General features: G+C 53.2%; 23 protein-coding genes, 1 tRNA gene and 1 pseudogene. 13 read left to right on the top strand and 12 right to left on the bottom strand.

What is annotated here, in order from left to right; genetic code table 11:
- Positions 1-5 precede the first annotated feature (5 nt).
- Positions 6-1,337 (top strand): cytochrome b, encoded by a 1,332-nt coding sequence (petB, locus tag GOV87_RS12795; RefSeq protein ID WP_170387948.1) that lies wholly within the window; start codon positions 6-8, stop codon positions 1,335-1,337.
- 17 nt (positions 1,338-1,354) lie between these two features.
- Positions 1,355-2,140: a cytochrome c1 gene (locus tag GOV87_RS12790; RefSeq protein WP_171124006.1), complete on the top strand. Its 786-nt coding sequence runs from the start codon at positions 1,355-1,357 to the stop codon at positions 2,138-2,140.
- Between the two features lie 141 nt (positions 2,141-2,281).
- On the opposite strand, the gene mtaB is transcribed toward GOV87_RS12790, so the two are convergent.
- The gene (gene mtaB, locus GOV87_RS12785) at positions 2,282-3,538 is read right to left on the bottom strand and encodes a tRNA (N(6)-L-threonylcarbamoyladenosine(37)-C(2))-methylthiotransferase MtaB (RefSeq protein WP_171124008.1); all 1,257 of its coding nucleotides are present in this window, start codon (positions 3,536-3,538) and stop codon (positions 2,282-2,284) included.
- A complete protein-coding gene (gene dapF, locus GOV87_RS12780; protein ID WP_171212047.1) occupies positions 3,535-4,377 on the bottom strand; it encodes a diaminopimelate epimerase in 843 nt (280 codons plus the stop codon). The genes mtaB and dapF overlap by 4 nt, the downstream gene beginning before the upstream one ends.
- Before the next feature lie 211 nt (positions 4,378-4,588).
- On the opposite strand from dapF, the gene GOV87_RS12775 reads away from it, so the two are divergent.
- Positions 4,589-4,664: transfer RNA gene (locus GOV87_RS12775), tRNA-Lys, on the top strand.
- Between the two features lie 304 nt (positions 4,665-4,968).
- On the opposite strand, the gene GOV87_RS12770 is transcribed toward GOV87_RS12775, so the two are convergent.
- Positions 4,969-5,346, bottom strand: a complete 378-nt coding sequence (locus GOV87_RS12770) for a hypothetical protein (protein WP_170798573.1) — start codon at positions 5,344-5,346, stop codon at positions 4,969-4,971.
- A gap of 160 nt (positions 5,347-5,506) precedes the next feature.
- On the opposite strand from GOV87_RS12770, the gene GOV87_RS12765 reads away from it, so the two are divergent.
- The 3 genes from GOV87_RS12765 (at position 5,507) to GOV87_RS12755 (ending at position 8,792) form a co-directional block, all read left to right on the top strand.
- Positions 5,507-5,710: a hypothetical protein gene (locus tag GOV87_RS12765; protein WP_171212046.1), complete on the top strand. Its 204-nt coding sequence runs from the start codon at positions 5,507-5,509 to the stop codon at positions 5,708-5,710.
- 455 nt (positions 5,711-6,165) lie between these two features.
- Positions 6,166-8,001: an amidohydrolase gene (locus tag GOV87_RS12760; RefSeq protein WP_254447373.1), complete on the top strand. Its 1,836-nt coding sequence runs from the start codon at positions 6,166-6,168 to the stop codon at positions 7,999-8,001.
- A complete protein-coding gene (locus GOV87_RS12755) occupies positions 7,998-8,792 on the top strand; it encodes a DUF3299 domain-containing protein (RefSeq protein ID WP_170485422.1) in 795 nt (264 codons plus the stop codon). The genes GOV87_RS12760 and GOV87_RS12755 overlap by 4 nt, the downstream gene beginning before the upstream one ends.
- Positions 8,793-8,987: 195 nt before the next feature.
- On the opposite strand, the gene speB is transcribed toward GOV87_RS12755, so the two are convergent.
- Positions 8,988-9,968, bottom strand: coding sequence for an agmatinase (speB, locus tag GOV87_RS12750; protein ID WP_171212044.1), 981 nt, complete (start codon positions 9,966-9,968; stop codon positions 8,988-8,990).
- 273 nt (positions 9,969-10,241) lie between these two features.
- On the opposite strand from speB, the gene GOV87_RS12745 reads away from it, so the two are divergent.
- Complete coding sequence (locus tag GOV87_RS12745) at positions 10,242-10,640, top strand: hypothetical protein (protein WP_171212043.1); 399 nt, start codon at positions 10,242-10,244, stop codon at positions 10,638-10,640.
- A 448-nt stretch (positions 10,641-11,088) separates the two neighbouring features.
- On the opposite strand, the gene GOV87_RS12740 is transcribed toward GOV87_RS12745, so the two are convergent.
- Complete coding sequence (locus tag GOV87_RS12740; RefSeq protein WP_171212042.1) at positions 11,089-11,388, bottom strand: hypothetical protein; 300 nt, start codon at positions 11,386-11,388, stop codon at positions 11,089-11,091.
- An 11-nt stretch (positions 11,389-11,399) separates the two neighbouring features.
- Entirely contained in the window at positions 11,400-12,080 is a 681-nt protein-coding gene (locus GOV87_RS12735) for a ParA family protein (protein WP_171212041.1), read from the bottom strand.
- Between the two features lie 265 nt (positions 12,081-12,345).
- Between GOV87_RS12735 and GOV87_RS12730 the strand changes: the two genes are divergently transcribed.
- From GOV87_RS12730 to GOV87_RS12715, 4 genes are all read left to right on the top strand, one after another.
- Entirely contained in the window at positions 12,346-12,927 is a 582-nt protein-coding gene (locus tag GOV87_RS12730; protein WP_171212040.1) for a hemerythrin domain-containing protein, read from the top strand.
- Positions 12,928-13,105: 178 nt separating this feature from the next.
- Positions 13,106-13,516: a hypothetical protein gene (locus GOV87_RS12725; RefSeq protein WP_171212039.1), complete on the top strand. Its 411-nt coding sequence runs from the start codon at positions 13,106-13,108 to the stop codon at positions 13,514-13,516.
- Positions 13,513-14,166, top strand: a complete 654-nt coding sequence (locus GOV87_RS12720; RefSeq protein ID WP_171212038.1) for a hypothetical protein — start codon at positions 13,513-13,515, stop codon at positions 14,164-14,166. Before GOV87_RS12725 ends, GOV87_RS12720 begins: the two co-directional genes overlap by 4 nt.
- A gap of 119 nt (positions 14,167-14,285) precedes the next feature.
- The gene (locus GOV87_RS12715; protein ID WP_171212037.1) at positions 14,286-14,813 is read left to right on the top strand and encodes a lipocalin family protein; all 528 of its coding nucleotides are present in this window, start codon (positions 14,286-14,288) and stop codon (positions 14,811-14,813) included.
- A 224-nt stretch (positions 14,814-15,037) separates the two neighbouring features.
- Here the strand turns inward: GOV87_RS12715 and GOV87_RS12710 are convergent, their stop codons facing one another.
- Entirely contained in the window at positions 15,038-17,134 is a 2,097-nt protein-coding gene (locus GOV87_RS12710) for an AAA family ATPase (protein WP_171212036.1), read from the bottom strand.
- Between the two features lie 605 nt (positions 17,135-17,739).
- Between GOV87_RS12710 and GOV87_RS12705 the strand changes: the two genes are divergently transcribed.
- Complete coding sequence (locus tag GOV87_RS12705; RefSeq protein WP_171212035.1) at positions 17,740-18,693, top strand: rod shape-determining protein; 954 nt, start codon at positions 17,740-17,742, stop codon at positions 18,691-18,693.
- A gap of 111 nt (positions 18,694-18,804) precedes the next feature.
- Here the strand turns inward: GOV87_RS12705 and GOV87_RS12700 are convergent.
- From GOV87_RS12700 to GOV87_RS12680, 5 genes and pseudogenes are all read right to left on the bottom strand, one after another.
- Positions 18,805-18,954: pseudogene (locus GOV87_RS12700) on the bottom strand (integrase core domain-containing protein); the annotation flags it as partial.
- Positions 18,955-18,976: 22 nt separating this feature from the next.
- Positions 18,977-22,357 (bottom strand): hypothetical protein, encoded by a 3,381-nt coding sequence (locus GOV87_RS12695; RefSeq protein ID WP_171212034.1) that lies wholly within the window; start codon positions 22,355-22,357, stop codon positions 18,977-18,979.
- A 225-nt stretch (positions 22,358-22,582) separates the two neighbouring features.
- Positions 22,583-22,924 carry a hypothetical protein gene (locus GOV87_RS12690; RefSeq protein WP_171212033.1) on the bottom strand — a complete coding sequence of 114 codons (342 nt, stop codon included), beginning with the start codon at positions 22,922-22,924 and terminating at the stop codon, positions 22,583-22,585.
- A gap of 671 nt (positions 22,925-23,595) precedes the next feature.
- Positions 23,596-24,306, bottom strand: coding sequence for a hypothetical protein (locus GOV87_RS12685; RefSeq protein WP_171212032.1), 711 nt, complete (start codon positions 24,304-24,306; stop codon positions 23,596-23,598).
- 45 nt (positions 24,307-24,351) lie between these two features.
- Positions 24,352-25,620, bottom strand: coding sequence for a site-specific integrase (locus GOV87_RS12680; protein WP_171212031.1), 1,269 nt, complete (start codon positions 25,618-25,620; stop codon positions 24,352-24,354).
- Positions 25,621-25,925: 305 nt separating this feature from the next.
- Here GOV87_RS12680 and GOV87_RS12675 point away from each other — a divergent pair, with 305 nt between their 5' ends.
- On the top strand, positions 25,926-26,732 hold the full coding sequence (locus GOV87_RS12675; protein WP_254447371.1) for a hypothetical protein: 807 nt from the start codon (positions 25,926-25,928) through the stop codon (positions 26,730-26,732).
- The last annotated feature ends 95 nt before the right edge of the window (positions 26,733-26,827 follow it).

Genomic DNA, 26,827 nt, shown 5'->3' with positions numbered 1-26,827 from the left:
CCCAGATGTCCGGAATTCCCCACGATCATTACGAGCCGAAGACAAACGGCGAGAAGTGGCTGAACAGCCGCCTGCCCATCGTCGGCCTGATTTACGACACCATCATGATCCCCACCCCCAAGAACCTGAACTGGTGGTGGATCTGGGGCATCGTCCTGGCGTTCTGCCTGGCGCTGCAGATTGTCACCGGTATCGTTCTGGTGATGCACTACACCCCGCATGTTGATCTGGCCTTTGCCAGCATCGAGCACATCATGCGCAACGTGAATGGCGGCTATATGCTACGCTATCTGCATATGAACGGCGCGTCGCTGTTCTTTGTTGCGGTCTACATTCACATCTTCCGTGGCCTGTTTTACGGGTCGTACAAAGCCCCGCGTGAGATCACGTGGATCATCGGGATGTTGATCTACCTGATGATGATGGGCACCGCCTTCATGGGCTATGTTCTGCCTTGGGGTCAGATGTCTTTCTGGGGTGCGACCGTGATTACCGGCCTGTTTGGCGCGATCCCGTTTGTGGGTGACGCGATCCAGACCTGGCTGCTGGGCGGACCGGCGGTAGATAACGCCACGCTGAACCGCTTCTTCTCGCTGCACTATCTGCTGCCGTTCGTGATTGCGGCGCTGGTGATCGTGCATATCTGGGCCTTCCACACCACCGGCAACAACAACCCCACGGGTGTTGAAGTGCGCCGTGGTTCGAAAGCCGAGGCCGAGAAAGATACGCTGCCGTTCTGGCCGTATTTCGTGATCAAGGACCTGTTTGCGCTTGCCGTGATCCTGGTCGTGTTCTGGGCGGTTGTCGGCTTCATGCCGAACTATCTGGGCCACCCGGACAACTACATCGAGGCCAACCCGCTGGTCACGCCTGCACACATCGTGCCTGAATGGTATTTCCTGCCGTTCTACGCGATCCTGCGTGCCTTCACCGGTGAGGTCTGGGTTGTGCAATTCGCCAGCTTCATCACTGGTGGCATCATCGACGCCAAGTTCTTTGGTGTTCTGGCGATGTTCGGTGCGATCCTGGCGATGGCGCTGGCCCCGTGGCTGGACACCTCGACCGTGCGTTCGGGCAAATACCGTCCGATGTTCAAGTGGTGGTTCTACCTGCTGATCATCGACTTCTTTGCCCTGATGTGGCTGGGTGCGATGCCCGCAGAAGAGCCTTATGCGACTTTCTCGCTGATCGCGTCCGCCTACTGGTTCGCCTATTTCTTCGTGATCCTGCCGATCCTGGGTGTTATCGAAAAACCCGATGCCCAGCCGGAAACCATCGAAGAAGACTTCAACGCGCATTATGGCAAGGCTGACGCCGACGCCACGCCGGCCGAGTAAGAAGAGGGACCGGAAACATGTTCAAGAAACTTGCAATCGGTGCCGCGTTTGCTTTGGCTCTTACCCCTGCTGCGTCATACGCCGCAGGTGGCGGCGAGCAGCATATCGAGGATTTCCACTTCTCGTTCGAAGGGCCGTTTGGCACCTGGGACAAGCATCAGCTTCAGCGCGGTCTTCAGATCTATACCGAGGTTTGTGCGGCCTGCCACGGCCTGCAATATGTACCTTTGCGTGATCTCGAAGCGCTGGGATATTCGGAAGAAGAAGTCATCGCCTATGCGGCGGGTAACTTCGAAGTGTTCGATCCTGAGCTGGACGATTTCCGCCCGGCCATCCCAACTGACCACTTCCCGGCGAACAACGGTGTTGGCGCGCCTGACCTGAGCCTGATGGCGAAGGCCCGTGCCGGTTTCCACGGCCCCTATGGTCTGGGGATCAACCAACTGTTCAAAGGTATGGGTGGTGCGGAATACATCGCCTCATTGCTGGATGGTTACACCGGTGAGGAAAAGGAAGAGGCGGGCACCGTTCTTTATGAGAACAAAGCCTTCCCGGGCGGCTGGATCTCGATGGCGCCTCCGCTGTCCGAAGATCAGGTAGAATTCGCGGATGGTCATCCGGCCACCGTCGAAGCCATGTCCGAGGATATTGCGGCCTTCTTGATGTGGACTGCCGAGCCGAAGATGATGGAGCGTAAGTATTCCGGCTTTGTCGGCGTGCTGTTCCTGTCTGTTCTGTCGGTCCTGCTGTACCTTGTGAACAAGCGTTTGTGGGCTGGTGTAAAAGGCAAGAAGACCGTCTGAGGTTTTCGACAGCTAGAAATTTGAACCCCCGCGCCATCCGGTAGCGGGGGTTTTTCTTTGAGGGCGGGATAAAGGGACCAGCCCCTTCTTGGCCTGCGGCCAATTCATCCCCGGGATATTTTTGGCCAGATGAAGCGCGGATCAGGCTTTGAGTTGGCTACCGGTGTGATCCGTGATCGTGGCGGTGACGATCTGGCCTTCGGGTTGAGGGGTGGTGAAGGTGACTTCGGTGAATTGCTCGGTTCTACCCATGGTGGGGTTTTCCATCAGAATGTGATGGGTTTTGCCCAGTTGGGCGGTCAGATGCTTGGCGACCTGAGCGTCCCCGGCGGCGCGCAGTCGGGCGGCGCGCGTTTTGATGACATTGCCATTGATCTGTTGTGGGATGCGGGCGGCCGGGGTGCCTTCGCGTTTGGAATAGGGGAAGACGTGCAGCCACGTCAGGTCGCAATCCGTGACCAGCTTGAGCGAGTTGTCGAAGTGGGCGTCTGTTTCAGTGGGGAAGCCTGCAATGATATCCGCGCCAAAGGTCATGTCGGGGCGCAGCTTGCGGGCCTCCTGAGTGAAGCGGATGGCATCGTCGCGCAGATGGCGGCGTTTCATGCGCTTCAGTATCAGGTCATCGCCATGTTGCAGCGACAGGTGCAGGTGGGGCATCAGGCGCGGCTCGGTGGCGATGGCTTGCATCAGGTTTTCATCCACTTCGATCGAGTCGATCGAGCTGATCCGCAGGCGCGGCAAGTCCGGTACCAGCTTGAGGATGCGCATCACCAGATCGCCCAGCTTGGGCTGCGCTGGCAGGTCTGCGCCCCATGAGGTCAGGTCTACGCCGGTCAGCACCACCTCATTATAGCCTCGGTCCACCAGCCGCTTGATCTGATCCACCACCACGCCCGCGGGGACGCTGCGCGAGTTTCCGCGGCCATAGGGAATGATGCAGAAGGTGCACCGGTGATCGCAGCCGTTCTGAACCTGCACATAGGCACGCGAGCGGGTGCCGAAGCCATCGATCAGGTGGCCAGCGGTTTCGGTCACGGACATGATGTCGTCGACCTGAACCGCTTCGGTCTGGCCGATAAAATCGGCGGCCATGCCTTTCCAAGTGTCGGGCTGCATCTTTTCGGTATTGCCGATAACGGCATCGACCTCGTCCATTTGGGCGAAGGTTTCGGGTTCGGTCTGGGCGGCGCAACCGGTTACGATCAGCCGCGCATCGGGGTTTTCGCGGCGCAGCTTGCGGATTTCCTGCCGGGCCTTTCGGACGGCCTCGGCCGTGACGGCGCAGGTATTCACCACGACCGCGTTCGACAGGCCCGCCTGCTGCGACAACTCCTTCATCGCCTCGGTCTCATAGGCGTTCAGGCGGCAGCCCAGGGTGGTGAATTTAGGGATGCTCATCCAAGCGTCCTCAGGAACTCAGGTGTCAGGGTACCCGAGAAGACGTGGCAGGTCGGGCCGGTCATCCAGACACCGTCGTCTTTCCAATTAATCCAGATCGTACCGCCATCCAGTTCAATCTGTACATTGCGCTCCGTCAGGCCGCGACGTGCAGCCGCCACCGCAGTTGCGCAGGACGATGAGCCCGAGGCCAAAGTGATGCCCACACCCCGTTCCCATACGCGCATACGGATGTGATCCGGTCGGATTACATGCGCCACCTGCACATTGGTGCGTTCGGGATAAAGCGGGTGATGTTCATAGCGCGCGCCGAACTCGGTCAGGGGAATGGCGTCGGCATCTTCGACAAAGAATGTGCAGTGCGGGTTGCCCATGCCCGTGGCCGTCGGTCCACCTTCGATTGGCAGTTCCAGGGTGTCTACATTCTCGGCCAGAGGTATGTCGCGCCAATCGGTTTGAGGATGCCCCATGTTGACCGACGTCAGGCCGTCGCCTGCATCCTGCGCGTAGAGCGTCCCGCGCTCTGTTGTCAGGGTCAGGGCTAATTTTCCGGTTTCTTCCATCAGAAACCGCGCAATGCAGCGTGTGGCATTCCCGCAGGCGGCCGAAGTCGACCCATCCGCATTGTAGAAGACCAGATGCGCATCCGATTCGCCGTTTTCGATAACGGCCAATTGGTCAAATCCAACACCAAACTGTCGGTGACCGATTCCCTTTGCCAGCGCAGGGGAAATTTCGGCGGACTGCGCGCGGGCGTCCACAATGACAAAGTCATTGCCCAGCCCGTGCATCTTCATGAAGGGCAAACCGGTGTTTGGATCTTGTTGCATGGCGGGCATATAGCGTTGCGCAGGACGGGAATCCAGCCTGCAGTGCAAATTCCTCAAAAAAGGGGTTGACCCCCCAGCGCCACCTGCCTAAGTAGGCCGCCTATCGGGACGCCGAAACGCAAGAAATTGTTGGCGAAACGAGGTGCAAAAAAGGCCTTGTACCCAGTTGGGAAAATGCCTTAGAGAGCGCCACGGATCGAGAAGATCCAGACAAAAGAGTGGGCCGTTAGCTCAGTTGGTAGAGCAACTGACTTTTAATCAGTGGGTCGCAGGTTCGAATCCTGCACGGCTCACCACTGAAATCAAATAAAATCAATGCATTGCAAGATTTTTGGGGACATACCGAAAGCGAAGTCGCAATTTGTGTCCGCCCCGTGTCCGCATTTCGCACCGCCGCGAATCCGATTCTTGTGAGACTTTGGGCATTGCCAAGAGTATGTCATAGAGCTGTCGATTTATTGGCCCTTCATTGTTTCACGACTCGGGCCAATCCGGCTGCATTTGCTTTTCATCAAGCAGGCGTTGTTCTTCCACTCGCCGTTGATTGATTGCCTTCGCTGAAGAAGGATCGGCCTTCGAAGGCAAGGGTTTCGAAGGCTTTCACTTTGGAGCCATTCTTTTGCGTCCCTTGGCTTCTTCAGGGAATGCAGTCGAAGTCGTATCCAGCCTTTCTTTGTCTTTCCTTATGATCCCTATCCTAGGGAGGCCTTCCAAAGGATCGGGAACTCCATCGAAAACCGGGGTAGCGACATAGTTGGGCTGTGCGATCCGAGACAAGCTTTCGTCGCTGCTGACCTGTTCAAAGAGTTGATGCCGCTCATGCGCAAAGAGGGGGCGATCCATCAGGCAGTAGAAATGGTATTTGGCCAGATGTTCTTTGCTGGCAGTCGCTGTACTGGAGGATGCTTGCCAAACAGCCGAGACGTTCTTGAGCGTGGGCAATCGAAGGCAGGCGCTGTCCCAGGTCCATTGGGCCATACCCCGACTTACCCCCCTTATTTCAGTTAAGCCGAAATAAGGGGGGGGTAACTCCCTGTGGCGCTGGGTCCGTCTGGATGCTCGCAATCTCAAACGGCTTTGAATATCAGTTTAACCGTATTGTGGGAGGCTGTTCGGGCATCAAAAGGGAACAAACAAGATGAAGAAACTTGCGACCGTAAAGTTGCCCTCAAGCGCTGGGAACACGCTCGAAATATTGGCCATCTGCCAAAAGGCCGCGCGACAGTCTGGAGCCGGGCAGGATGAAACTCTGGCTTTCTTGGAAGAAGCAACATCCGGAGATCATGATTTCGCGCTGGCGGCAATCATGAAGCATTTTGAGTTGAGGCTGTCCGAGTGGTGATCGACTTCAATTACGTTCGTCGAACTGTAGAGAACGGCCCAAAGCCGACATCCAGCCTTCTACAGGGATGCTGTACCGCGGCTCAGCAATGCTGCCGTTCGCCGCATATGCACGATACCATGCCGGATCGACAGTACGTAAGTGATCAAAATGGTAGTGCCTGCAATGGTCAGTAGGGCGCCGTCTACAAGTTGCGGGTGAGATCGAGAAAGACCGGGCCGTTCGGTTTGAAACTTCGATCTCCCGCCGTAAGTATAGGCCGTTTTGCTACAACAAAACTGATGTTGTTCAAGCACTGCGATTAATTAGGCAGGTGCAACGGTGTGATGCGCTTTATCAGGTTGCCAAAGATGTAGAGCCAGATCCTGCGTCCATTTTGTTGAAAAGTTGATTTGACGCTCGTTGTGGTCTTTTGCCAACCTCCAAACAGTCAGCATTTAGGGAATCACTTGAAAATGAAATCAGGATACAGCGCGCTCGCGCTAGCTATTTTGCTCGCAGGCTCGCCGCTACTTGCTCAGCAAGCCGACACCGTTTTCCTGAGTGAAAACATCATCACGTCAAACCCCGAGTTGCCACTGGCGCAATCCGTGGCGGTTGCGGGAAACTCGATCATTTGTGTACGCACTGATGACAGTTGCCGCGAGTTGGCAGGCGATGGCACCCAGATCGTGGATGCGGGCACAAATACCGTTATGGCTGGTATCATCGACACTCACTTGCACACACGCATCTTTGGGCAGACGCATTTCGTCATGCTCAACCTGTTCGGTTACAACGATGCGTCGCGTGAGGAGGTTGTCGAAGTAATCCGGGAGTACGCGGCGACGCTCGGGCCAGATGAGTGGGTGATCGGCGGCGGTTGGTCCGACGCGCATTTTCAGAATCCCACCAAGGAAGAACTGGACGAAATCGTTGGTGGACGCCCTGCATTGATCTCCGACAATACGCAACATAACGGCTGGTATTCGACGAAAGCTCTGGAATACCTCGGGATCACTGCCGATTGGGAGCCACCGAAAGGCGGCTACATGCCTTTGAATGACGCTGGCGATGAACCTTCCGGACTTTTGCAGGAGAAAGCTCACCTTTCGACAGGGTTTGTCGAACAGCACAAACTCTATTCTTTTGAGAAACAGGAGGAAGCGATTATTGGTGCCGCTCGCGTGCTCAACGCGGTCGGGGTCACCGGTGCAACGGAAGCTGCCGCCGGGTCCAAGGAGGGGGCAGATGACGTCTACGTCCGTTTGGCGCAAAAAGGAGAACTAACACTCAGGCACGAATTAGCCATGGTGTTCTGGGGCACCGGCACGCCAGAGGGCGATACCGCAATGATCGAACAATTAGAGATACGGCGGGCCGCAGTCGAGGATGCGGGCGTTGATCCCAGTATTCTCCATGCGAACACTGTGAAGTTCGCTATTGATGGAACACCGGGGCGTTTTGCCTATATGGAAGGCCCGTATCTGGACGGCACACGGCCGGATATGAACTTTCGACCAGACAACCTTGCAGAGATTTTCGACGCACTAACAGAGCGTGATTTTACCTTGATGCTGCACGTTGAAGGGAACGCGGGGATCCGCCGCTCGCTCGACGCGCTGGAATTTGCACATGAAACCGGCGAGCCCCTTCGCGACGACATCCCTCAGATTTTCACGCATGTTGACCATTTGTCTATCGACAACGCTCGTCGCATGTCTCGGCTCGGGGTTTCCGGGCAGCTTCAACTTCACTGGGCTGATCCCACCGAGGAGTACTTTCGTAATGTGACCAGTCAGAACCTGCCAAAAGAGGTGCTGGAGCGTATGTACCAGTTCAAACTCGTGACCGAGTTCATGGAGTATGGATTTGGACCTGACGCGCCGACGTCTCCTGTGTTTTCGCCGTGGGAAGGAATGGAGATCGGCATGACACGACAGGCTATGGGAACACCCGGCGGTCTTGTCATGCCCGGTGAACCATTGACCTTTGAAGAGGTTATCCATGGCTCGACCCTGGGTAGTGCACGCCTTCAGGATCGGGGCGATGTGTTGGGGAGTCTCGAGGAAGGCAAGATTGCAGACATCATCGTGCTCGACCGAGATATTCGCAGACAGGCCGAAGAGAACGTTTTTGAATTTCACAAGACTGAAGTGCTGCAAACCTATTTTGGCGGCGAACTGGTCTACGATATTGATCGCGACGGCGAACCGGACAAACTATTGACCGAGCCGGAGTGGGAAGAAGGCGACGACGAGAAACTGCGCCGAGGCGTCGCAGTTACTAGCGTGAGAGTGTCTGAGGGATGACGAGTCCGCTGTCAGCTTTTGCGATTGGCGCTCTGTTTGGTCTGATATCTCTCCCGGTTGCGGCACAAAGCATTGAGAGCGCATGGCAGCGCGCGATTGCGGGCCAGCAACCCGGTGGTATGCCGTTTGATCCGCTTGCAGCTCCGCTTGATTTGACCCGAACGCCAGTCAGTGTAGCGCCGCAAAACATGTCGACAGGTACGCGTGTGATTGGCTGGCAGGATCTGCTACCAGTGCATGTCTCCAGCGAAACGCCCTTTGCCGACATGCGACCGTTTCTGCGCGACGCCATGCGCATCCACGTCGAATGGCGCACGTCGACACCGCGCGAACGGGAAGATATGGCACTATTTGAACGCCACGAAGCTGCTCTTACACTCCTCTCAATGCATCAAGTTGACGTAGACGGCCTGATGAGAGAGCGGCGGAACATCATCGCTCAGAATGGCAAAGCAAGGCGCGCACCCAACCAGAACATTCTCGGACAATCTATACGGCTTGCCGGTTACGTTGTCCCGCTCGCCTTCGAAGAGAAAAAGGTGACAGAATTCCTGTTTGTGCCAGTTGCAGGTGCCTGCGTTCACACGCCAACACCGCCTCCAAACCAGATTGTCCATGTGGACTATCCAAAGGGTGTTGCCTTCAGCTCAATCTTCGAAGCTTTCTGGATCGAAGGAGAATTGAACGCCGAGGATACACGGCGCGACGTCGTCTTTTTTGATGGCGCTGCAAACATTGAGGCGCAATATAGCCTGAAAGCAAAGACCGTAGAGGTCTACAATTCTTGGTGAAATCAATCGTCAGCCATGATTGATGCTTGAGCCATTTGATAGAGAGAATGTCCAAACGAACTTATGGATCCGTTGCCCCTTACCGGACATTTGAGCTCGAATAGACAGAAGGGCGCAATCTGCGGACGGCCTATTGGGGCCAAGCCGCACGCAGCTATTCTCCACTTGTGAGACAAGCAACAGACGATTTATTGGCTATTCTGAAACGGCCCGAGCTCCTCTGGCCCAGGCTTTCAGGCAAAGAAGTTCTGCGGCGATCATTGCGGCTGCGTTGGAGGTCATCTCCGCATGATCAAACGGGGGGGAGACTTCGACCACATCCATGCCGACTGGATCGAGCCCCTTCATGGCCCGGATTATGGCGAGCGCTTGGTAGCTGGTAAGCCCGCCCGGGACCGGTGTGCCCGTCCCGGGAGCAGTGGACGGATCGAGGCAGTCTATGTCGAAGGTCAGGTAGGTCGGACCATCCCCAGCGGTGGACAAAATGGTTGCGGCAATCTCTTCAGCTGGAGCAGCATGTACGGCGTCTGCATGCAAGATTTTCATGCCATAGGTCTCTTCGCCCTCGAAACAGGTGCGGATGCCCACCTGAACGGTCCGTTGCGGATCTATGATGCCCTCGCGAACCGCTAGGTTGAACATACTGCCGTGATCCATGCGTCCACCCTCGTCGGGCTCGACGTCCCGATGGGCATCAAACTGGATGAGACCGATTGGGCCGTACTTCTCAGCATAGGACTTAAGTACCGGATAGGTGATGAAATGATCGCCGCCCAGAACAAGGCTGGCCGTTCCTCCCGAGATTATCTCCGATATGTGGCGCTCTATGGCCAACGGGACGTCTTGGGGCACGCCCCAGTCGAAAACGCAATCACCGTAATCGATTGCTGCAAGCGAATCGAATGGATCAAACCGCCAGGGCCAAATTGGGCCCCAGGCATGTTGAGCGCTTGCCTTGCGAATTGCCTCTGGGCCAAAGCGGGTTCCAGGACGGTTACTCACAGAAAGATCAAAGGGAACTCCGGTGATCGCTACATCCGCCCCCTCAAGATCCTTTGTGTATTTGCGGCGCATAAAACTCAGAGCGCCGGAATAACTGGGCTCAATCTGTGAACCTTTGAGTGCGCCACGGGTAAAGGCGGCATCGATGCCATAGGATTTAAGGTCTGTAGCCATGGTGTTTTGGTCAGTTTCTTGTGATAGGTTTCATGGCTTTTTCTATTCTCATTATCGGCTGGATGCTATCTGGTGATCTTGATCTTGCAGCCGATTTTCGGCGGCGCAGTGATTATCTTAGTTGCAAAATCAATCGAATGTCAGCTTTCGGCAGAGGTCCTTGCCTATTATGCGGACACAACGAAAGTCAGCTTTCCGCCGAGCCCGCCGAAATAGTCCCCTAACTTGCCCCTTGCATCTGCTTACCAACATACCTGTGCAAGGGAGCCACAAATGTCGTCAAAACAAAGCTTCAGACTGTATAGAGACATCGTTCTCGGCGAGCCCAGCCAGCCGGTTTGGAGCGCCGTCGGTAAAATTTCTGAAGGCCGATTTCTTCTGCTTGGTCAGCTTGAGCGCTACTCGAAATCGGACGGCGCGTTGTGGTTAGAAATCAGCCAAATGGGAAAGCAAATTGGGAAAAACAATCGCGGTAAACTGAATGTCCTCAAGCGTCGAATAAGGGACACAGATCCGCATCTATTCGGTTTTCTGAAAATCCTCGATGAAACCTACGCGGCGGCAGCCTGGATGTGCCGCGATGACGAAAATGCCAAATATTTGCATTTGACCCTGCTGAAAACAAAAAAGCCGCCCATTCTGAAGGCGACGATTTCAAGATCTTCTATGTGAGCCACAACGCAGGCTCATGATGCCGACGCTCAGAAACGGACCCTTTCACTTATCTGATAGACTAAAAACTGCATGGTGTCCTCCTAGTCACGCGTGTGGGAGCAGATGGTACACTTCGCCGATGACCAGCGAAACGTGAATGATAACTGCTGCAATGTGCAGCTGATGGTAGGCTTCTTTAATGAAATGGAACATGTCGTTCCCTCCCGTTGTTAAATGCGCACTTTCTATCTCGTAAGTGCGGCCAAGTCAACATCTAAGTCATTGATAAAAAATAATAATTGAAAAAATTCTACTGAATTCATCCCGCTCAAAATCGGCTTCATACTCTTTTCTAAAAACAAGAGACTGCTCAAAAAAAGAAGAGGGCGCCATAAAAAAAGAGAACAAGAAAACGGCCCGGCTCCTTGCTTTGTTTTGCGGGGAGCCGGGCTTTTTGGCGCTGGCACTACAGATCGAACGTTTGTCCGTTTTTCTCGAGGTAGGCGATCAGAGACAGCTCGACAGCTCGAACAACTGCCTGCTCTTTATCTTCGCGGATCGTATTCCAAGCCGCATAAAGGTCGGGATTAACGCTTACGGAAAGCTTTTGTGTTCTAGCCGCTGCTCGGCGCTTGCTTGGGCTCAATTCTGCTTGACGCTGCAAGCCTGACTTGCTGGTCGAGCCACGCGGGAAGCTCATGTCGCTTCCTTCTACTTTGTCGATGTCGCCGAGGCCGCGCATGTGATTTTGTTTTGTGTTGTCCATCAATGTTTTCCTTATGCTGCTTGGAGAATTTCTGAGAGCGTGGCCGAGACTTCCTGTGCCAGAGCGGCGACGTTCGCATGTGCCGTTTTCGGTGAAGATCCTTGGAACCTTTGCGGCAAATCCAAATAGTCTCCACCTAGACTGGTCATTGCTTGAAAAATCGGTCGGCTAGCCAAGTGAGTTGCAAAAACTGGCACATTTGCCTGCTGCAAAATCGATTTGATTTCCCCGGTGATGCGATGCTCGACCGCTCCGGCTTCTGTCTGACTGAGCAGAACACGAGCCGCGATTTCGCGTTTCAATACCAAGCTTTTCTGACGAACCTGCTTGAGAACCTGCACGGCCGCGAGTGCGTCCAGGCGGGACACTTTTGACGGTACGATGACCAGATCGCTGACCAGTACGGCATCAATCAAGGATGCGTCATCTGATCCTTCCACGTCGATCAGGACGTAGTCGTAGTGATCAGCCGCAGCGAAGGCTGCTTCGGTAAGCTGGCGCTGTTCTACCTGCTTTACCGTAAGATTTTCAGGCAACGGCTTGGCCTTAGCCCATTGCGACAACCAGAGTTTGGGGTCCGTGTCCAAAATGCAGACGGACATCCCGGACCTTGCTGCCTCCAGGCCGGTCAAGATACAGGCCGTAGTTTTTCCGCAACCGCCTTTTGGTGAACAAAATGAAAGTGTTGGCAATCGAACTCTCCTGATGAAATTGCTTCCGATAGATTGCCAAAAAAAGGTTTCTGAATGATTTAAGGACAATGGATTTGGATGGCTGGAGAAGAGAAGTGAAAGCAAGAAAAGGAATTTGAAGGAACAAGAAGTGTTCGAATTTCAGGGTTTCTAAAGCAATCACAAGAGTTCTGTGGCCATTGGAGGGCGTCACTTGTTTGTGACAGGGTGGCGCGTTTCTAAACGGCCTTGTTGAATTCAGTCATGTCGACCCAAGTTAAGGCGTATGACTGATCTCTCGAAGCTATCGCTGCATGAATTGACCTTGAACGAACCTGGTCGGCCGAAGGCTCCAGCTATTGCAGAGGCAACAGATAGTCACCGTCGTCAGGGCCGGCAGTTGGCCGCAATCCATCGACATTATCTGATGGAAATGGCTCAAATCGGCGCTGTCTTAGCTCGTATCGAGGCGGGGAACGCTCCGCCCGACAAACTTAAACAGATTGTTCTTTCACTCGACATGGCTGAAAACTTCCGTGTTTTTGGATCCCTTTGTGGACGGGAATGCCAAGTTCTGAAGTTTCACCACGACATAGAAAGCGCAGACATATTCCCCCGCATTGAAGCGGCCGGCGGTGGGCGGTTCCGTGAAATTGTCGCCAAGTTGAAGGCGGAACATGAGGTGGTTCATGAAGTAATCATGCGCCTCAGTCACGCCGCCCATGTTTTGTCAGAAGATACTTCAAAGACGAATTTTGATGAGGCGGCGGCCATGTTTCGAAAGTTGGAAGTAGTCGTGCGTTCCCATTTCGGCTACGAGGAAACCGAATTGGCGGAGGCCATTAGGTATTATCTTGGGGCCATTTGATGGATTGTGCTGATTGAATACAGCCCTGAGCAACCCTAACGCCTCTTAACCCCTTCAGGAGGCTACATACGCCGAGGGTTGGTTTGCGTCCAATCTGCTTGTCCCTTGCAAACCTCCGCTCACCTCCACTTTGCGCACGCTATAGCAAGTCGTGCTGCTATCAAATTGGAGGGTGAAAATGGCCAAGAACAAAACCAAAAAACAGACCAAAATGGTGGGGATGCGGGTAGCGGAAGATCTCTACGATTTGCTGGCGGATGGAGCGGAATCTGAGGGCATTTCCACAACAGCGTATGCGCGCCTTGTTTTGGCGCGGGCCCTAAGTTTTGAGGAGCCGCTGCCCGAAACCCGACCTCGCAAGTCACCCAGAAAGTTGCCGATTTCCAAAGACATCAAGTCGGCCATTGAGGTCCTGGGCATGTTGATCGATGTCCGAATAAATCTGTCGTACATATCGCGCAATTTGTCTGAGGCGCACACACTCAATCCGCTCAGGGCTGACCAAGTGGTCGAACAAGGTGAGCGTATAAACGCCATTAGAAGAGACGTTGATACTATCCGCGCGCAGATTTTGGGGGAGCACTCATGATTATCAAGTCGACACGCATCCCAACGGCGCACAGCTCTAGGATCGCAACCTACCTTGCAAAGCCTACGGACAACGAAACTTCAACTTGGATCCGTGGCTGCCCAGACGACCTCCGACTGTTGGGAGAAATCTCCAGGATTGTGGGTAAACAGTATAGCGTCAGGCATTTTGTGATTTCGCCGAATGAACCGATGAGTCAGCAGGATTTCGCATTGGTGTTTGCTGAAGTCTGTCGAGAGTACGGTGTCTCACTCACATCTGGTAACAGGGCCTCCGTCATAGAGCACGAGAAACCGCGAAAGTCTGGCATCGGAAACGAAACGCACTGGCATTTTGCGTTCCCTGAATACGATGTTGAGAGCGGTCGGATACTGAGCAGTCAGTTCACCAAGCTGAGAAACGAAAAATTGGCTCGTTTGTGCGAACTAACGCTTGGTCAACGGGTGGTGCCGGGGCAGTTCAACAGGCAGGTTTACTGGGCGCTCGAAAAGGAGAGGCCAGGCTTGGATCTCGCTCCGTTTGAAAAGGCATTGAGGGAAGCCGCGTGCGCGGCCGGACAAATTGAAAGCCGGTGGTTGGAGCATCGAGCGTGCGTTCAAAACCAATTCAAGCCCCAGCTAAACTGGGCGCTCGACAATCAGATCGTTTAGTTTGTCGAGACTTCGGAACATTTTGATCGGTTTGAAGCTTCCTGATAGATGGCCAGAAACCAAATCGAACAGTTGTGTCTGACATGTTTTGTGGTTGGCCCAGGATATCGGAGATACCAGTGAAAAAACTCGCAGCTCTTCTAGTATGTTCAGTCCTTTCTGCCTGCTCTGGCTCTTATCGAGACACCTCGGTCACGATGGAAGTGGTGAGCAAACTGGACGTGCGGAGATACACCGGAGTGTGGTTTGAGTACGCCCGCTTCCCGGTGTTCTTCCAGCGTGGATGCACAGACACAACGGCTGAGTATCAGATTATCGCTGAGGATACGGTGTCAGTTTACAACCGCTGCCTCGTTGATAGCGGCACGAGGGTGAAGGACATCACCGGCGAGGCCACAATTGAAGGTGTCGGCAAACTCAAAGTCAGCTTCCCAAAGGTTCCCTTTGTCAAATCTCCGTTCTGGGTGTTGTGGGTCGATGATAAGTATGAGGTTGCCGTTGTTGGGGTGCCCAATGGAAGCGCCGGCTGGATTCTATCGCGCAGCACGCAACCAAGCCAAAAGCATATCGACAAAGCACGATCTGTTTTGTCCGAAGCGGGATACGATGTGTCCAAACTAGAAGTGACGCCCCACGCTTCCAAGTGACGTGGGAAACGAGCTAAGAGCCGAGAGTTCCGGGGTGGGACCATTAGAAAATCTTGGTCCTGAAGCGCTCCGGTCAGACTTTCGGCGTTTCCGACAGCCAACTCGTCCGCCCGGCACCCACCAAACAACACCCACACGCGAAGCTACTGTCAAAACTGCCATATAGTATCACCTATATGGGAAGTTTGACGGTAAGAGCCGCGCATTCAGGACCGACCTTAGGGTTAGTGAAGCCAGCGCATATTTTGGACCGCATTCTCCATAACTGCATGGCGATCTTTGCCTTTTGTAGATTTTAAATCACGCAACAATTGCTCAAGCTCGGATCGGTTCAATTGCCGCCTTTCGACAAGCGCAAGGGCCACACCCTCAATCAAATATTCATTTTCGCCGATGAGCTTTTCTGCAAGCTGGGTTGCTGAGCACAGCCCATTCTGAACGCGGGCTGCAAGCTCGCGGTCCTTGAGAGTGTCGGACAAACTTTCCAGACTTACTGGGTGCCAGATCAGATTGTCGTTGGACAAAGCAAGTTGCGTTTCGGCTTGGACTGCCAACATGGTGGCATGAGCAAGATCGCTTTTCTCGCCCGCGCCGGCACCTGACGAAACACTACCCAGGCACGAAAGTTCGGCTGCGCGTCCAGCCATCAAAATAGCGAGTCGATTTTCCAAACTTTGAGCTTCGTGACCGATTTGCTCCAGTTCAAGATCAACTTGACCACCTTTCGACATGATTTGAGCCAGCGTGGGCAATCCAGCACGAAGTGCATGAGCAACTACGATATGGCCGGCCTCGTGGACTGCCATCCTGTACAGCTTTTGGGCAGAAATTGGCTTTGCAAACTGCTCCAGCGCCTTCTTGAGGTGTTGGATTGCGAGCGGACACCCATCCTGACGCGCAATGGAGCGTGCCTGACGCACCAGCGCGACGGCATCTGCGCCTGATTGACCAATTAGCTCAATCGCGATGTTTCGAATGTCTACCTTGCTGATCGTGTAGCCGGCATGCGCATACAAGATGTCCGTCAGGCCGTCCCGATCCGGAAGTGGGAGGTGAATTTTCTGGTCAAATCGTCCAGATCGCAGGAGTGCAGCATCCAACTTGTCCGAGTAATTTGTTGTACCGACCACCAAGACGCCATCCGTCTTCTCGGCACCCGCCAGTTGTTCCAGGAGACCATTAAGTGCTGCTCGATTGTAGTTCTCGTTATCGCCCGCGTTTGTTGCACGATCCGCAAAAGAGTCGATTTCATCGATCAGCAAAACGGACGGCGCATTGCGCTTTGCCTCCAGGAAATCATCTCTCATAGCAGCAAGAAAATCGCCAAGATGGCCTTCCGCTTGCCAGCTGGCATAGCTGGCGCTCACGAAGTGGGCCCCGGTCGCTTCTGCCAGCTTCTGCGTGACAAAGGTCTTCCCGACACCTGGGGGGCCATCAAAAAGAATGTTGTGTGGGATCTCTGTCCAACCGAGCCGGCCTTCGGAATATGCCTGAATGTCGTCCACAAGACGCATCAATTGCGCCCGTGTTGCCCGCAGCCCTTTGACATCATCCATGGCTTCTGGGTTGGCCTTTGTGCGCGTCGTCAACGTATTCAGTTGCCGGACAAATGCCATCAGCTTGGGCGTCCGAATCGCCAACATCAAGTCGTTAACGGTAACTCGAACCAAAGCATCGTCAGTTGGCATCTCATTATATGCTTTGGCCATCAGGCTTTTGTCTTGGCGTCCGTGCATCATGGCAAACAGCATCAACACCATTCTTCGCGACCACGTGGTTAGGGAAACGATCTTATTCGAATTCTGACAAAGGGGGTCTGGCAACAATTCAACGCTCGGCACCACAACAATAATTGGCGCTGCTTCCTTGGCGGCCAGTGCCAACGCCTCGCCGAAATCGGACGCTGTCTTTGCCGGCGTCGTCTTGCGCCAGCGGGATTTATAGCACACCAAGTTGGGACGGGATACGTCAGCATTTGTTTTGTAAATCGCGGGGATCAAGCCGTCAGAAAGCGCGTTTTCAACAGCTTCAACCCAGGCACTGTCACTGGTTACGATAACTGTCAGCGAAAATGGGTGACGCAACTGGTCCGCAATCTGATCGCGGGTTGCCCTCCACGTGGCGCAAATACGGATCAATGCGGCTACGGCAAAATAGTCCTTCGCGTACTGCTTTGGCATCGGATCTTCAGCCGGTTTATCCTCGTCAAAAGCACCCCACCCGGATTTGCGGTTGGCCGCTGAAATGAGGCTTTCATAGGCTGGCTGGAACCACCCATTCAGGCGTGGGTAGGCGAAAGGTGTATAGGATTGGGGCTGCATGGACGTGCCCTTTCAATTCTCAAAATCCAGAAACATCGCAACCAAAGGGCTACGAACACGCGAAGGAATTAGGCGTGTATGCGTTTCTCGGGCAGCGGCACGGTGCGCTTGGATTTCGAGCTGTTTGAAGGCACGATTTTCTCCTTTAGGGCGAGGAGCATATGCGCGGTTCACTGGAGTTGCAAGTTCAAATGTTGCTTTACTACTTGGCGCTGGGAACTAGGCGGCCCAATGGGCCACCCCGGTTGACATGATCTGATTGATCTATTCGACCTATCGGACTCTTAAAGAATTCATTGCAGTATCGATTGTGTTCAATTTTGCAGTCTTCGTTTTTGTGAACTCGCGAATTTACTTTTGATTGTCCCAGACTGGCGCAAGGGATGCCTTGATGAGCCTCCATCTGTCTCCTGCTCGCGTCATCCGCGGATATTTTGCAGTTTGCCAATTAAAATTTAAGGGGACGTTTCAAAATGGTGGAGTTTTACCCTTGCACATGATCCTCTGATTGTCGCTGTTACATTTTCTTCTGGATGAGCGAGGACTTGGAAAAACAGCCATTGATTGTCGTCTTTGTTGAACGCATCTGTCTGCCATGAGTGCTGATGGCAGACAGGAAGAATGAGTTCGCAAATGAAAACGCTCGTGCGATGGAAAGGATTGTCGCCGAAGCAATGGCTTTGGCGCGCTCCTATCCTAAAGAATTTGAAACTAAGCTGAACACTCGCCGAGGAGCCAAATTATTAATGGCCGCACGAATGGCCGAAGCCAAGGACTTGCCCTTTGATCTTCTTGAGGAGCCAGTCCTTGAAGCGACCGCAGCGGGCGCTGGTGCATTGATGGATTCTAGACCGACTGGTCGGCAACACTATGTAATTCTTGATATAGGAGCGGGCACGACTGACGTAGCCGGCTGCATTTGTGTGAAGGTGGACGAAGACCACGTAAAGGTGTGGGAAATCCAAAACGCGAGAAGTGCCAAAAATCTAGCCGGAAATATCTTGGACAATGCACTTCGAAAGTACATTTTGGACAGCAGTTCTCTTGCCAATGGTAGTCCAGAGTTCGAACAAGCAGATAAAGCACTCAGGAAGACTATCCGTACCGAAAAGGAGAACCTATTTCGTGACGGGGAGTTGCAAGTGGATCTTGTTACGGACGAGCTGGTAGAGGTGAACCTTGAGGATTTCCTAAATCAACAGTCGGTGAGAAAGGTCTTCGACACAATTAAGGAAATGGTGAAGAAAGCGGCGTTCGCAATCAACGAGAGAGGTTCGAGGGTCTTCCTTGTTCCAACAGGAGGTGGCGCCAACTTGCCAATAGTAGACGACTTAACAGCGGAGCCATTGGAACAAGATGGCATGAGAGTTAGGCTTGAGCTCACAAATGCCATGCCGGAGCTGCTGCAAGAAGCGTATCCTGAAATTGAACCATTCTACCCACAGCTCGCCGTTTCGATTGGTGGAGCCCATCCTGCGCTCCCCGAACAAAAGGCAAGCATCGATCATTTTGAAGAAGATCCGGGAAATAAGACGTTGGCACCGGTTTACAAGTCCTAACTTCTCTATGGCTTAGGTAATGTAAAGGCACAGACAGGCATGGATTGGTTTAAAGCGATTACTTGAATTAGTCTCAATGTGATCTGACGCCGCTCCCGTTTCACCGGACACCTAAGCGGTTTCGGTTTTGGCCTTGATGAACTCGCGAGGCGATTTCCATTTCAGGCCGCTGTGTGGGTGATTGTCGTTATAGTCCTCGAACCAGCCTCCTATCAATCTCAGAACGGTTTCTGTATCTGGCAGCGGATTGACGTGGACATATCCAATACTGATCTGTTCTTGCTCAATCTTCACTGTTGTCTCGTAGAGAATTCTCGCTCAGCACCTCGAACTCCAGCAGTTCCCCGGTGACTTTCTCGACCAGCCCCTTTGCCTCAGCGCGGGGGGAATATACTAAACCGGCCCGCCAGTGGGTGCGTTGGCTTTCCGGTATGTGTCTTTTGTACCGAACGTGGCAAACGGCCTTACTGTCAGGTTTGGCATATAATAAGTCTTTATATACATTTTCTGACACTAAGCTTCTCAGAGGCTTGAGATCCTTGTTTGAGGTTTCTTTGTTATTCCAGATTTCAGGAAACAAATTTACAGCTTCCTGACCATCAAGGGGTAGGAAACCAGACATTTGGACTGCCCGTTCCGGGCGTGTCCCTCCCGGCCAAAAGTCAGGCCATCCCACAACTTGGTCCACTGTGATGTCGACGGCAATCTCATTCATGATGATGACCTCCTTGGGCTCCCTATTGTGGATCAGCCTGATCCGGTCGATGGCCTGTGCAATCTCGGCTTCCCTTGTTTGATGCAGGATCTTCTCAACTAAAGGATCAGGGTGAGTCATCACAACAATGGGATAAGAAGAGGCCTCGTCCCGCGTGCGGATACCGCGCCATTCCCATACCGGACCCGAACTGACCAATGGCCTCCTGAGTTTTGCTGCAAAGGCCCGGGCCGTCAGTTCAATCTCCTGCATCGGGGCTTGCTCGCGGCCCACTATGATGGCGGTCGGCCGACCTTCCCAATGGTTAAGGCCTCTAATCGCGTTGAAGTGGCCGGCTCTCGCATCATCTAATAGCCCGAGGGCTTTCCGGATTCTCTTGGTTAGAAAAACGGCGGCGTCAGAGTGGCGATCCAGCACACCCTTGATCCGGTCCTGAAGCAGTGCGCATTTTGGAGGGATGGAGTCTTCTATAAGTTCATTGTCACTTTGTTTTCCCAAAATGTTCCGGGATGACATTTGGTTTTTGACCACTTGTGTGACCAGTGCATTTCGCTCAGCAGCAAACCGATGGGCCCTCAAATCATCGCCAAACATAATCTTGGCCAGGTCTGGATCTCCTGTACCATCGAGAAACAGAAACGGTTTGTCAGCAGCATGGGTGAGCGGGCGCAAACGAACAACGGTCAGAATTCCAGATGATGGATGCGTCGCGGCAATCGCATTTGGCCAGCTTAACCCAGTTTCCATTTCCGCTTTGAGAACCTCAAGGAACACGCGCAGGTGATCAAACCGCGGTCCAGATTTTGAAGAGAACGTGCGCGCAATCTTGCGGGCAGTTCGTTGAATCTGTTCGACGGGGGCGGAATTATCCAAGGCAGAAAGCTTACCCCCAATCAAAATGGGGACACGTTTGTCGCGATAGGCATCCAAAACCGCAAGGACGCTCTTCAACTTGGTTGCATCTACACCGTTTGATCGCAAGTGATCCAAGGATAACCCGTGTTCAGGGTGATACGCCGCCGCAATCACCTTGAGGGCTGGCTCTACAAGTTGTTTGGCATCCGCAATGGCATCTGCTGCCATGTCGTTTTTGCGCTTTTCGGAAACCGGGAAGGCGGTTCCGCCAAATTCCAACGGTGACAGCAGATCAACGATGGATAGCTGGAGTTTCTCGATGATTGTGCTGCCCGGGCTCTCGTCGAAGATGGCCTGATCAGATTGGGTTTCTGCGGGCAAAGGTAAGTAAGCGTATGAATGTGGTGCGAAGATCACGAGACCTAATCCGTCTTGGATGAGTTTCTCAACAAGACGCTCTTGCCGAAGGTAGCCACAGTCATCTTTGAGCGGACATTTGACACAAAGAGTGCTGCGGACTGTGACACCCTGATTTGCCAATCGATCAGCTAGATCTGAAAGCAGACACATATTCTGACCGGTTTTGTTCTCGGGATCTGGTTGGCCGCGCCCGCGGATGACAATGCACGGAGGCGCGCCTTCTGGTGCGCATTTCCGATAGGTTTCGGCGGCCTCTTCGCATTTGGTATGTGTGGGCAGGTACATGACGCTCACGAGGCCGGTCGTTCGATGTAAAGCGCCCGGGGATGTCTCTGGTTTTGTTCTTGCCTCTGAGTTTCCATCTGAGGGGTCTTCGCGTCCAACAAGGGTTCCGGTTTTACCACCACCTTGCATACCCCACACCATTTCACGTGGCGGAGCCGCGGGGCCTTTGTTGGCCAGATAGTTGATACTCTTGTCTGCCCAAGTGTTGATCGCGGCCCGGCTGCCCTCCACGGCCGATGCGCGACATTCGCTGGCGGGCGGGTAGTAGGCCCCCAAGTTTTGAGGGGGTTCGGGCTTATCATTCCACTTCAACGGATGTTTCAGCCCATCACGAAAGCCGTTGTTCAGCGCCTCTTCGAAGCGATCATGACCTGTTGCGGCCGCGGCATGATGTAAGCGCTCAAACGCGGTTTGTTCGTCCAGAAGACCCTTTGCGACCGCTCCACCAATAAAGAATGCCCGTTTATTGATTTCTGTGTTTCGTTCGTCGGCGCTCAGGATGATGTCGCAAGCCGTGTTCAACTGTCGCTCTGCCCAAGTAGAGCCTGTGGTTTGATGGCGCGGGGTAGAAGAAGCGCGCGCTCTTCGGTCCAAGTTACTGACCCGGTGTTCTGATTTGACGGGTTCTACCGCTTCGAGGCCGAGGTCCTTAACGCGTACACTATCACTTACGCCAATGATCCTTCCGGACCTCGGTTGCCCGCCCAAGGGATCCGTGACACCGACAAAAGTAGGACGGCCGATGTAGTGTGGTTGAATAGGGCAGGCGAGACTTTTATCGGTTCCTGCCAAGCCGTAGAGCGTTCTTTTCTGTCCCTCGCTCAGCGGTTCGTCGAGCAATACCCAAAAGTGAAATTTGGCCTTATCTGCTAAGTTTGGTTGACCGGCGCTGGCGCTGGCTTGCCAGAAGACGTTGGCGCCTTTTAAGGCGGCCACGCGATCTGTCAGGATGTTCCAGGTGGCTTTCGCAAGCCCTGCTGTGTCGTGCCAACCATGGCCAGCCGGAACGGAAAGATTATCGCAATCGAACATTGCGATGTGGGAGCCCACATCTTCAAGACTGGCTGGCTGACCGTTGCGAGGATTCTTCCGGCGGGGAATTTTGGATTTGCCTTGATATGGTTCTGCTACTCGGCCGGTGACAATGATCCTGTTATCAAAGCTCTCAAGCTCGCTAAGGACACTGACCAGGCTCTCAAAATCGTTGATTTCGATGTCCTTCGGTTCAAACCACGCCGCCTTGTCGTATGGTTGAACGCCTTTGTTCGAGAAGATCTTCACAGACTTCTTGCCTCCTAAGGCACGGAGTACGGTGAACCTAGAAGTCTGCGACTGCTCGTAGGTTTCGTGGGATGCGTGCTGCTCGGCCAGCGGCGTTTCATCAAGCATGAGGGATTCCTATGACGACTTGCGATTGGACGCAGGGATTGGGTCGCGGCCGACACGATGCAGCCGCGTTGAGAAGGTTGGTTGGGGAAGTTGAGGGTGCGTTAGATATCGCCACCTCATTGATTATCATAGACTTTTTGGGCTCCCGCCAAGTTTCGATTGGCAAGGCGAGAGCGTTCGATGAATCGCGGTTCATCGTTTGGTGTGTTTCGATTTTTCGAAAATTCAGTCTGGGATGGAGGCTTCTGCTTCGATCCGCTTTGCCAGTCGACGTACGTCTAGAGCGTCGACGTCAAAGAGACTTGCGACATGGGCAATGGTGCGTGCGTGCACCATTGCTGAGTGCGGGTACGCTCGGGATGGTGTCCGGATACCGACGCAGCAATCGTGCTGTTCCTCTGCGGAGAGGCTGAACCGCCGAGCATTGTCGAACTCCCCCTCGGGATGGGAAAATCGATGTTTGCGCATCAGATATTCGATTGTGGCCAGGACTGTAGGGCTTTCGCGATCCAGTTTCTCAAGCTGGCAGATGCCGTCTGCCGCGGTCTTGATGGTGTTTTTGTTCATGCATTTCTCCATTTTTAGATTTGATTGCTTGGACTGCGGGCTGTTTGCTTGAGCCGGCGAGGAGCTGCTCTCCTATCTGTTCAGGAGAGCAAAGCGGTATCGTTCGGTGAAGCGATGCTCACCGTTGTTTGAGGTCAAAGCCGTGAGTTCTAACGAGCCGTCAGTCGCCTTCCACTAAGTGTAAAACTTGAGACTTGATCTAAAGGACACCTAAGCGAACGGCGCAGAGAATGGCCATTGTCTGCCGTTTTCTTGCCGCACCTTCACTAAATCGGAAGCGAATGAGTGTCGGCCAGTATTTCGGGGGCGATTTTTCATTGTTATTTACCCCGATTTGGATATTCGATTTCGTTCTTGAGAAGCCAATTTTGGACTGCTGTTTCGCGATAGACCACGGATCGGCCAATTTTTGTTCTCGCCGGTCCAACGCGTAGTCTATGCCAGCGATCTAAGGTGTGCTCCGACTTGCCTAGCTTCCGTGCGCATTCTTGCTTTGTTAGAAGGCCGTCAAACAGCTCGTGTTTCCTTTCAGGTTTTCCCTGATCTCTTCTCATTGTCATACTGCTCTTCCATTCGAGAGTGTTTTGTTGTGACCACTGGTGGTCAGCGGCATGCGAATGAAAGTAATTGGCCGTTGGTAATCAGTCACACTGTATGTTCGTGTCACAATCCTACGAGTTTCGGGACTTAATTTCGTTCTCGACTTTGCTTATCGCGTGTTTGGCGGGCCCTCGAAGCGTTTTGGCTTCGACTGCCAATATCTGGTACACCTGCTCAAGCGCCTTGGTGAATTCACCGCTTGGAATGCCGTTGTTTAAACCAAAAGTTGGTATCTTTCCGGTACACTCAAAGTAGATTTCTCCAAGAGTTTCAGCGACTTCATAGGCTCTAACATTCTTAGGCGGGCCTTTTGTGTTGAACATTTCAAGATTAAGTTCTAGGCTTCTTAGTCTCTCGGAAATCCTATCTTGAAGGCACACCAGAGATGCCTCGCAGAAGAGGACCGGCCCCCCAAGATCAACTATATTCCGTGGGGAAAGACCTTCACTTCGTGAGATAGGCCGACCTGTCCCTAAAATGTTGTCTGGCGCCATGCCGGAATCGATTTGGCTGAGCAATCCCTCGCATCGCGATTGCGTCTCTACCATTTTTGACTGCAAGGCTTTTATCGATTCACTCAATGCTATCAAGGCTTCGCGCTGTTCAAGAAGCGGTCCCTTTTCCTGAGGACTTGGATACCAGAGGAAACGCCCGATATGATCTGGAATGTCCTGAAAATCATAAGCCGCCAAGGACTGTGCAGAACCTGTTCCGACCATTTCCCTAATCACGGAATCAAGTCGTTCTAGGTCAGGAATTGAGTCATGAAGTTTTTCTTCCATGTTTGCCTCTGCATGATCTGTCGATGCGAATGCTCTTGAAGTAATCTATCGATTTTTGACAAGGGATTGGATATGTGCAGCCCAAAGTTCCAGTGCTTCCAACATCTCCTTCCGATAGTGATAATGATCATAGTCCTCGCCTGAACCGCGCTTTGAGGCATGGTCTAGCAGTATATCCCTAATGTGAGGTTGCACGCCAAGCTCGGCCATCCGAGTTTCAGCAGTGTGTCGTAACGCATGTAGGAAGAAGTCGTCGATTCCAGATGCTTCTTTGACAAGGTTCTGGAACTTCGAACCGGGGTAGAACTTGGAGCCGCGCTTTTTACCCGGGAAAACAAACGGATTGCCCGTGGCCGCTCCTTCCTTAGGGCGCAGTTGACTGAGAGTGTCGACCAGAATCTTGGGTAATGGGATCGCATGCAGTCGTTTATTGTCTTTCTTTGACTTTGGGCGCTTCGGAGGAGTCCAAAGCCAATCTTTGTCGATTTCATTCCATCTCATGGACGCCAATGCGGAGCGGCGTTTTCCCGTCAAGATGGCTGTTTTTAGGTATGCGCCCTGAATTGAACCAATGGCGTCTGAAGCTTCCCAAAGACTCAGCAGCTCTTTGTCGTCAAAAAATCGATCTCTAGGTTCCTCATTGTCCCAAGGAGGATTCATGCCAACCATCACTGACTCGGAAATTTTCTTTATCCCCGGCATAGAACACCACTTAAAAAAAGTTCGAAGATAGGAAAACAGGCGATTGGCAAGATATGGTCGTTCCCGGATGGCAGGTGAAGCATATGGATCCCCGTCGCGGATAAACTCCAGATGGTTCCAAACATCTTCTGCTGTAATTTCCGCGACCGGGATATCCAACCACTGCGGAGCGTCAGTCAGCAATCGCCGCCTGACTTCTGGGGCAGTAACATTCTTCTTTCTACCGATCTGTTCTCGTTTTATGTAATCCTCGACGGCTTCGCGGAACGTTTCGGCTTCTCTTCGCGCTTTCGCCTTCGAGCGTTTATCTTGCCGTTGGGCCAACGGGTGGCTTTCACCTCGGTCGATTTTGCGACGCCACTCTTTCGCTTCTTCTCGTGCGGCAGAAACGCTCCATGTCGGGTAAGAACCGATAGTAAACCTGTACTCGGAGGTCTTGCGTGCGATATCCGAGTTCTCGTCAGGAAAGACATAGCGCAGCACAAACGCCTTTGCTCCCTTGGCGGTAACCCTGACGCCGAAGCCGATGACTTCACTGTCATAGGTAACCACATTTCCCTTCTTTGGTGCTTCAAGAGACTTGACCAGTTTGTCAGTAATTCGCTCGCCCATCTGTGTCCGTTTTGTGTCCGTCTGCTTGTTGTGTGTCTATTTACACTGACTTACACCAGTGAGCATCAATGTTCTACATATCTTACTATAAATAATTGGAAATTTCGGATCTTCCCAAGTTTTGTTGGAATATGGATTTTATGATACCACTGACTTTTAATCAGTGGGTCGCAGGTTCGAATCCTGCACGGCTCACCACTGTTTTCAAAGACTTACGAGGCGATCTCATGCCTAACACTCGCTTCGGGTAAGCGCAGGGTAAGCGAAGGCCGCCATTTTTCCCTTTACATTCGCCTGATGGTTGAATGACTCTTCAGGCAAGGGAGGAGCGGATGGGACACATCAGGCTTGGCACTTTGCCTCGGTCCAGGAAGTGGCGCGAGGTCGTTGATCTGATCGCAACCAATGCGCCGGTCGAACAGATCGCCGAGGCCGCAGCGGATGCATCCGACAAAGATCTTAAACGGGCGAGTCGTGACCCTCGGTTTCAATTTGTAAGTGATCTTCTGGTGCGGTTGCCTTTGCTTGCGAGGGCCCCTGGCTTCGAAGACGCTTTGGTCGATCTCGGAATCGACAGATCAGAGCTTAACTCTGTGACAGGACTGCTTGCAGGATTGGAACGCGTTGTTGATCGCAACAGTTTTGATCTCCGAGGTTCCTCAGATGCAGGCGAATTGGCGAAGGCCGCGCTCTTGGAAAGCCTTTCCGTTCAGCTGCACGACCGGTTGCCATCGCTGTTTGAACCGACACCGCAAGAAATTCGCCAAGCACTCGCGAGTTTCGCCGTGGGTGATGCATTTGCGAGACTCGCGCGGGATTTCTTTGCCCGGCTGACATACCGCTCTCTAGACTACTATCTGAGCCGGGAACTCGCCAATCACACTGGCGAGGATCGACGCTTTTCAACCGATGCACAGCGAGTGGCATTTCAACAAGCCCTGGCCCAGCACACATTTGAAGTGTCAAGAATCGTCGAAGAATATGCGGGCGGCTGGTATGGCAAAACCGTCTGGCAGAAGCAGGCGCTTGATCGCGATGCAATAGACAAGTTCACAGCTTACGCGTTCAAAAAGATGCGCTCGGAATTTGGGCGCCGTCGCGCCGTTGCCTGAAGTTGAAGTCAGTTTTTTCCGAACTGCCCCGTCGTATACTCCAACTTTTTCAGGAACATCGGAAGCGTTGGGTCATCTGGGTTTAAACCTATTGG

This window comes from Ruegeria sp. HKCCA5426, from assembly GCF_013034585.1.
Taxonomy (GTDB): domain Bacteria; phylum Pseudomonadota; class Alphaproteobacteria; order Rhodobacterales; family Rhodobacteraceae; genus Ruegeria.
This window is presented reverse-complemented; position numbering and strand designations above follow the sequence as displayed.

Coding starts and splice junctions, on each gene's coding strand:
- petB (WP_170387948.1), top strand. CDS start 6: ATGTCCGGAATTCCCCACGATCATTACGAGCCGAAGACAAACGGCGAG.
- GOV87_RS12770 (WP_170798573.1), bottom strand. CDS start 5,346: ATGGCCCAATGGACCTGGGACAGCGCCTGCCTTCGATTGCCCACGCTC.
- dapF (WP_171212047.1), bottom strand. CDS start 4,377: ATGCCCGCCATGCAACAAGATCCAAACACCGGTTTGCCCTTCATGAAG.
- GOV87_RS12740 (WP_171212042.1), bottom strand. CDS start 11,388: ATGGACAACACAAAACAAAATCACATGCGCGGCCTCGGCGACATCGAC.
- GOV87_RS12720 (WP_171212038.1), top strand. CDS start 13,513: ATGATTATCAAGTCGACACGCATCCCAACGGCGCACAGCTCTAGGATC.
- GOV87_RS12790 (WP_171124006.1), top strand. CDS start 1,355: ATGTTCAAGAAACTTGCAATCGGTGCCGCGTTTGCTTTGGCTCTTACC.
- GOV87_RS12760 (WP_254447373.1), top strand. CDS start 6,166: ATGAAATCAGGATACAGCGCGCTCGCGCTAGCTATTTTGCTCGCAGGC.
- GOV87_RS12765 (WP_171212046.1), top strand. CDS start 5,507: ATGAAGAAACTTGCGACCGTAAAGTTGCCCTCAAGCGCTGGGAACACG.
- GOV87_RS12680 (WP_171212031.1), bottom strand. CDS start 25,620: ATGGGCGAGCGAATTACTGACAAACTGGTCAAGTCTCTTGAAGCACCA.
- speB (WP_171212044.1), bottom strand. CDS start 9,968: ATGGCTACAGACCTTAAATCCTATGGCATCGATGCCGCCTTTACCCGT.
- GOV87_RS12705 (WP_171212035.1), top strand. CDS start 17,740: ATGGCAGACAGGAAGAATGAGTTCGCAAATGAAAACGCTCGTGCGATG.
- GOV87_RS12730 (WP_171212040.1), top strand. CDS start 12,346: ATGACTGATCTCTCGAAGCTATCGCTGCATGAATTGACCTTGAACGAA.
- GOV87_RS12755 (WP_170485422.1), top strand. CDS start 7,998: ATGACGAGTCCGCTGTCAGCTTTTGCGATTGGCGCTCTGTTTGGTCTG.
- GOV87_RS12675 (WP_254447371.1), top strand. CDS start 25,926: ATGACTCTTCAGGCAAGGGAGGAGCGGATGGGACACATCAGGCTTGGC.
- GOV87_RS12725 (WP_171212039.1), top strand. CDS start 13,106: ATGGCCAAGAACAAAACCAAAAAACAGACCAAAATGGTGGGGATGCGG.
- GOV87_RS12745 (WP_171212043.1), top strand. CDS start 10,242: ATGTCGTCAAAACAAAGCTTCAGACTGTATAGAGACATCGTTCTCGGC.
- GOV87_RS12710 (WP_171212036.1), bottom strand. CDS start 17,134: ATGCAGCCCCAATCCTATACACCTTTCGCCTACCCACGCCTGAATGGG.
- GOV87_RS12690 (WP_171212033.1), bottom strand. CDS start 22,924: ATGAACAAAAACACCATCAAGACCGCGGCAGACGGCATCTGCCAGCTT.
- GOV87_RS12695 (WP_171212034.1), bottom strand. CDS start 22,357: ATGCTTGATGAAACGCCGCTGGCCGAGCAGCACGCATCCCACGAAACC.
- GOV87_RS12685 (WP_171212032.1), bottom strand. CDS start 24,306: ATGGAAGAAAAACTTCATGACTCAATTCCTGACCTAGAACGACTTGAT.
- mtaB (WP_171124008.1), bottom strand. CDS start 3,538: ATGAGCATCCCTAAATTCACCACCCTGGGCTGCCGCCTGAACGCCTAT.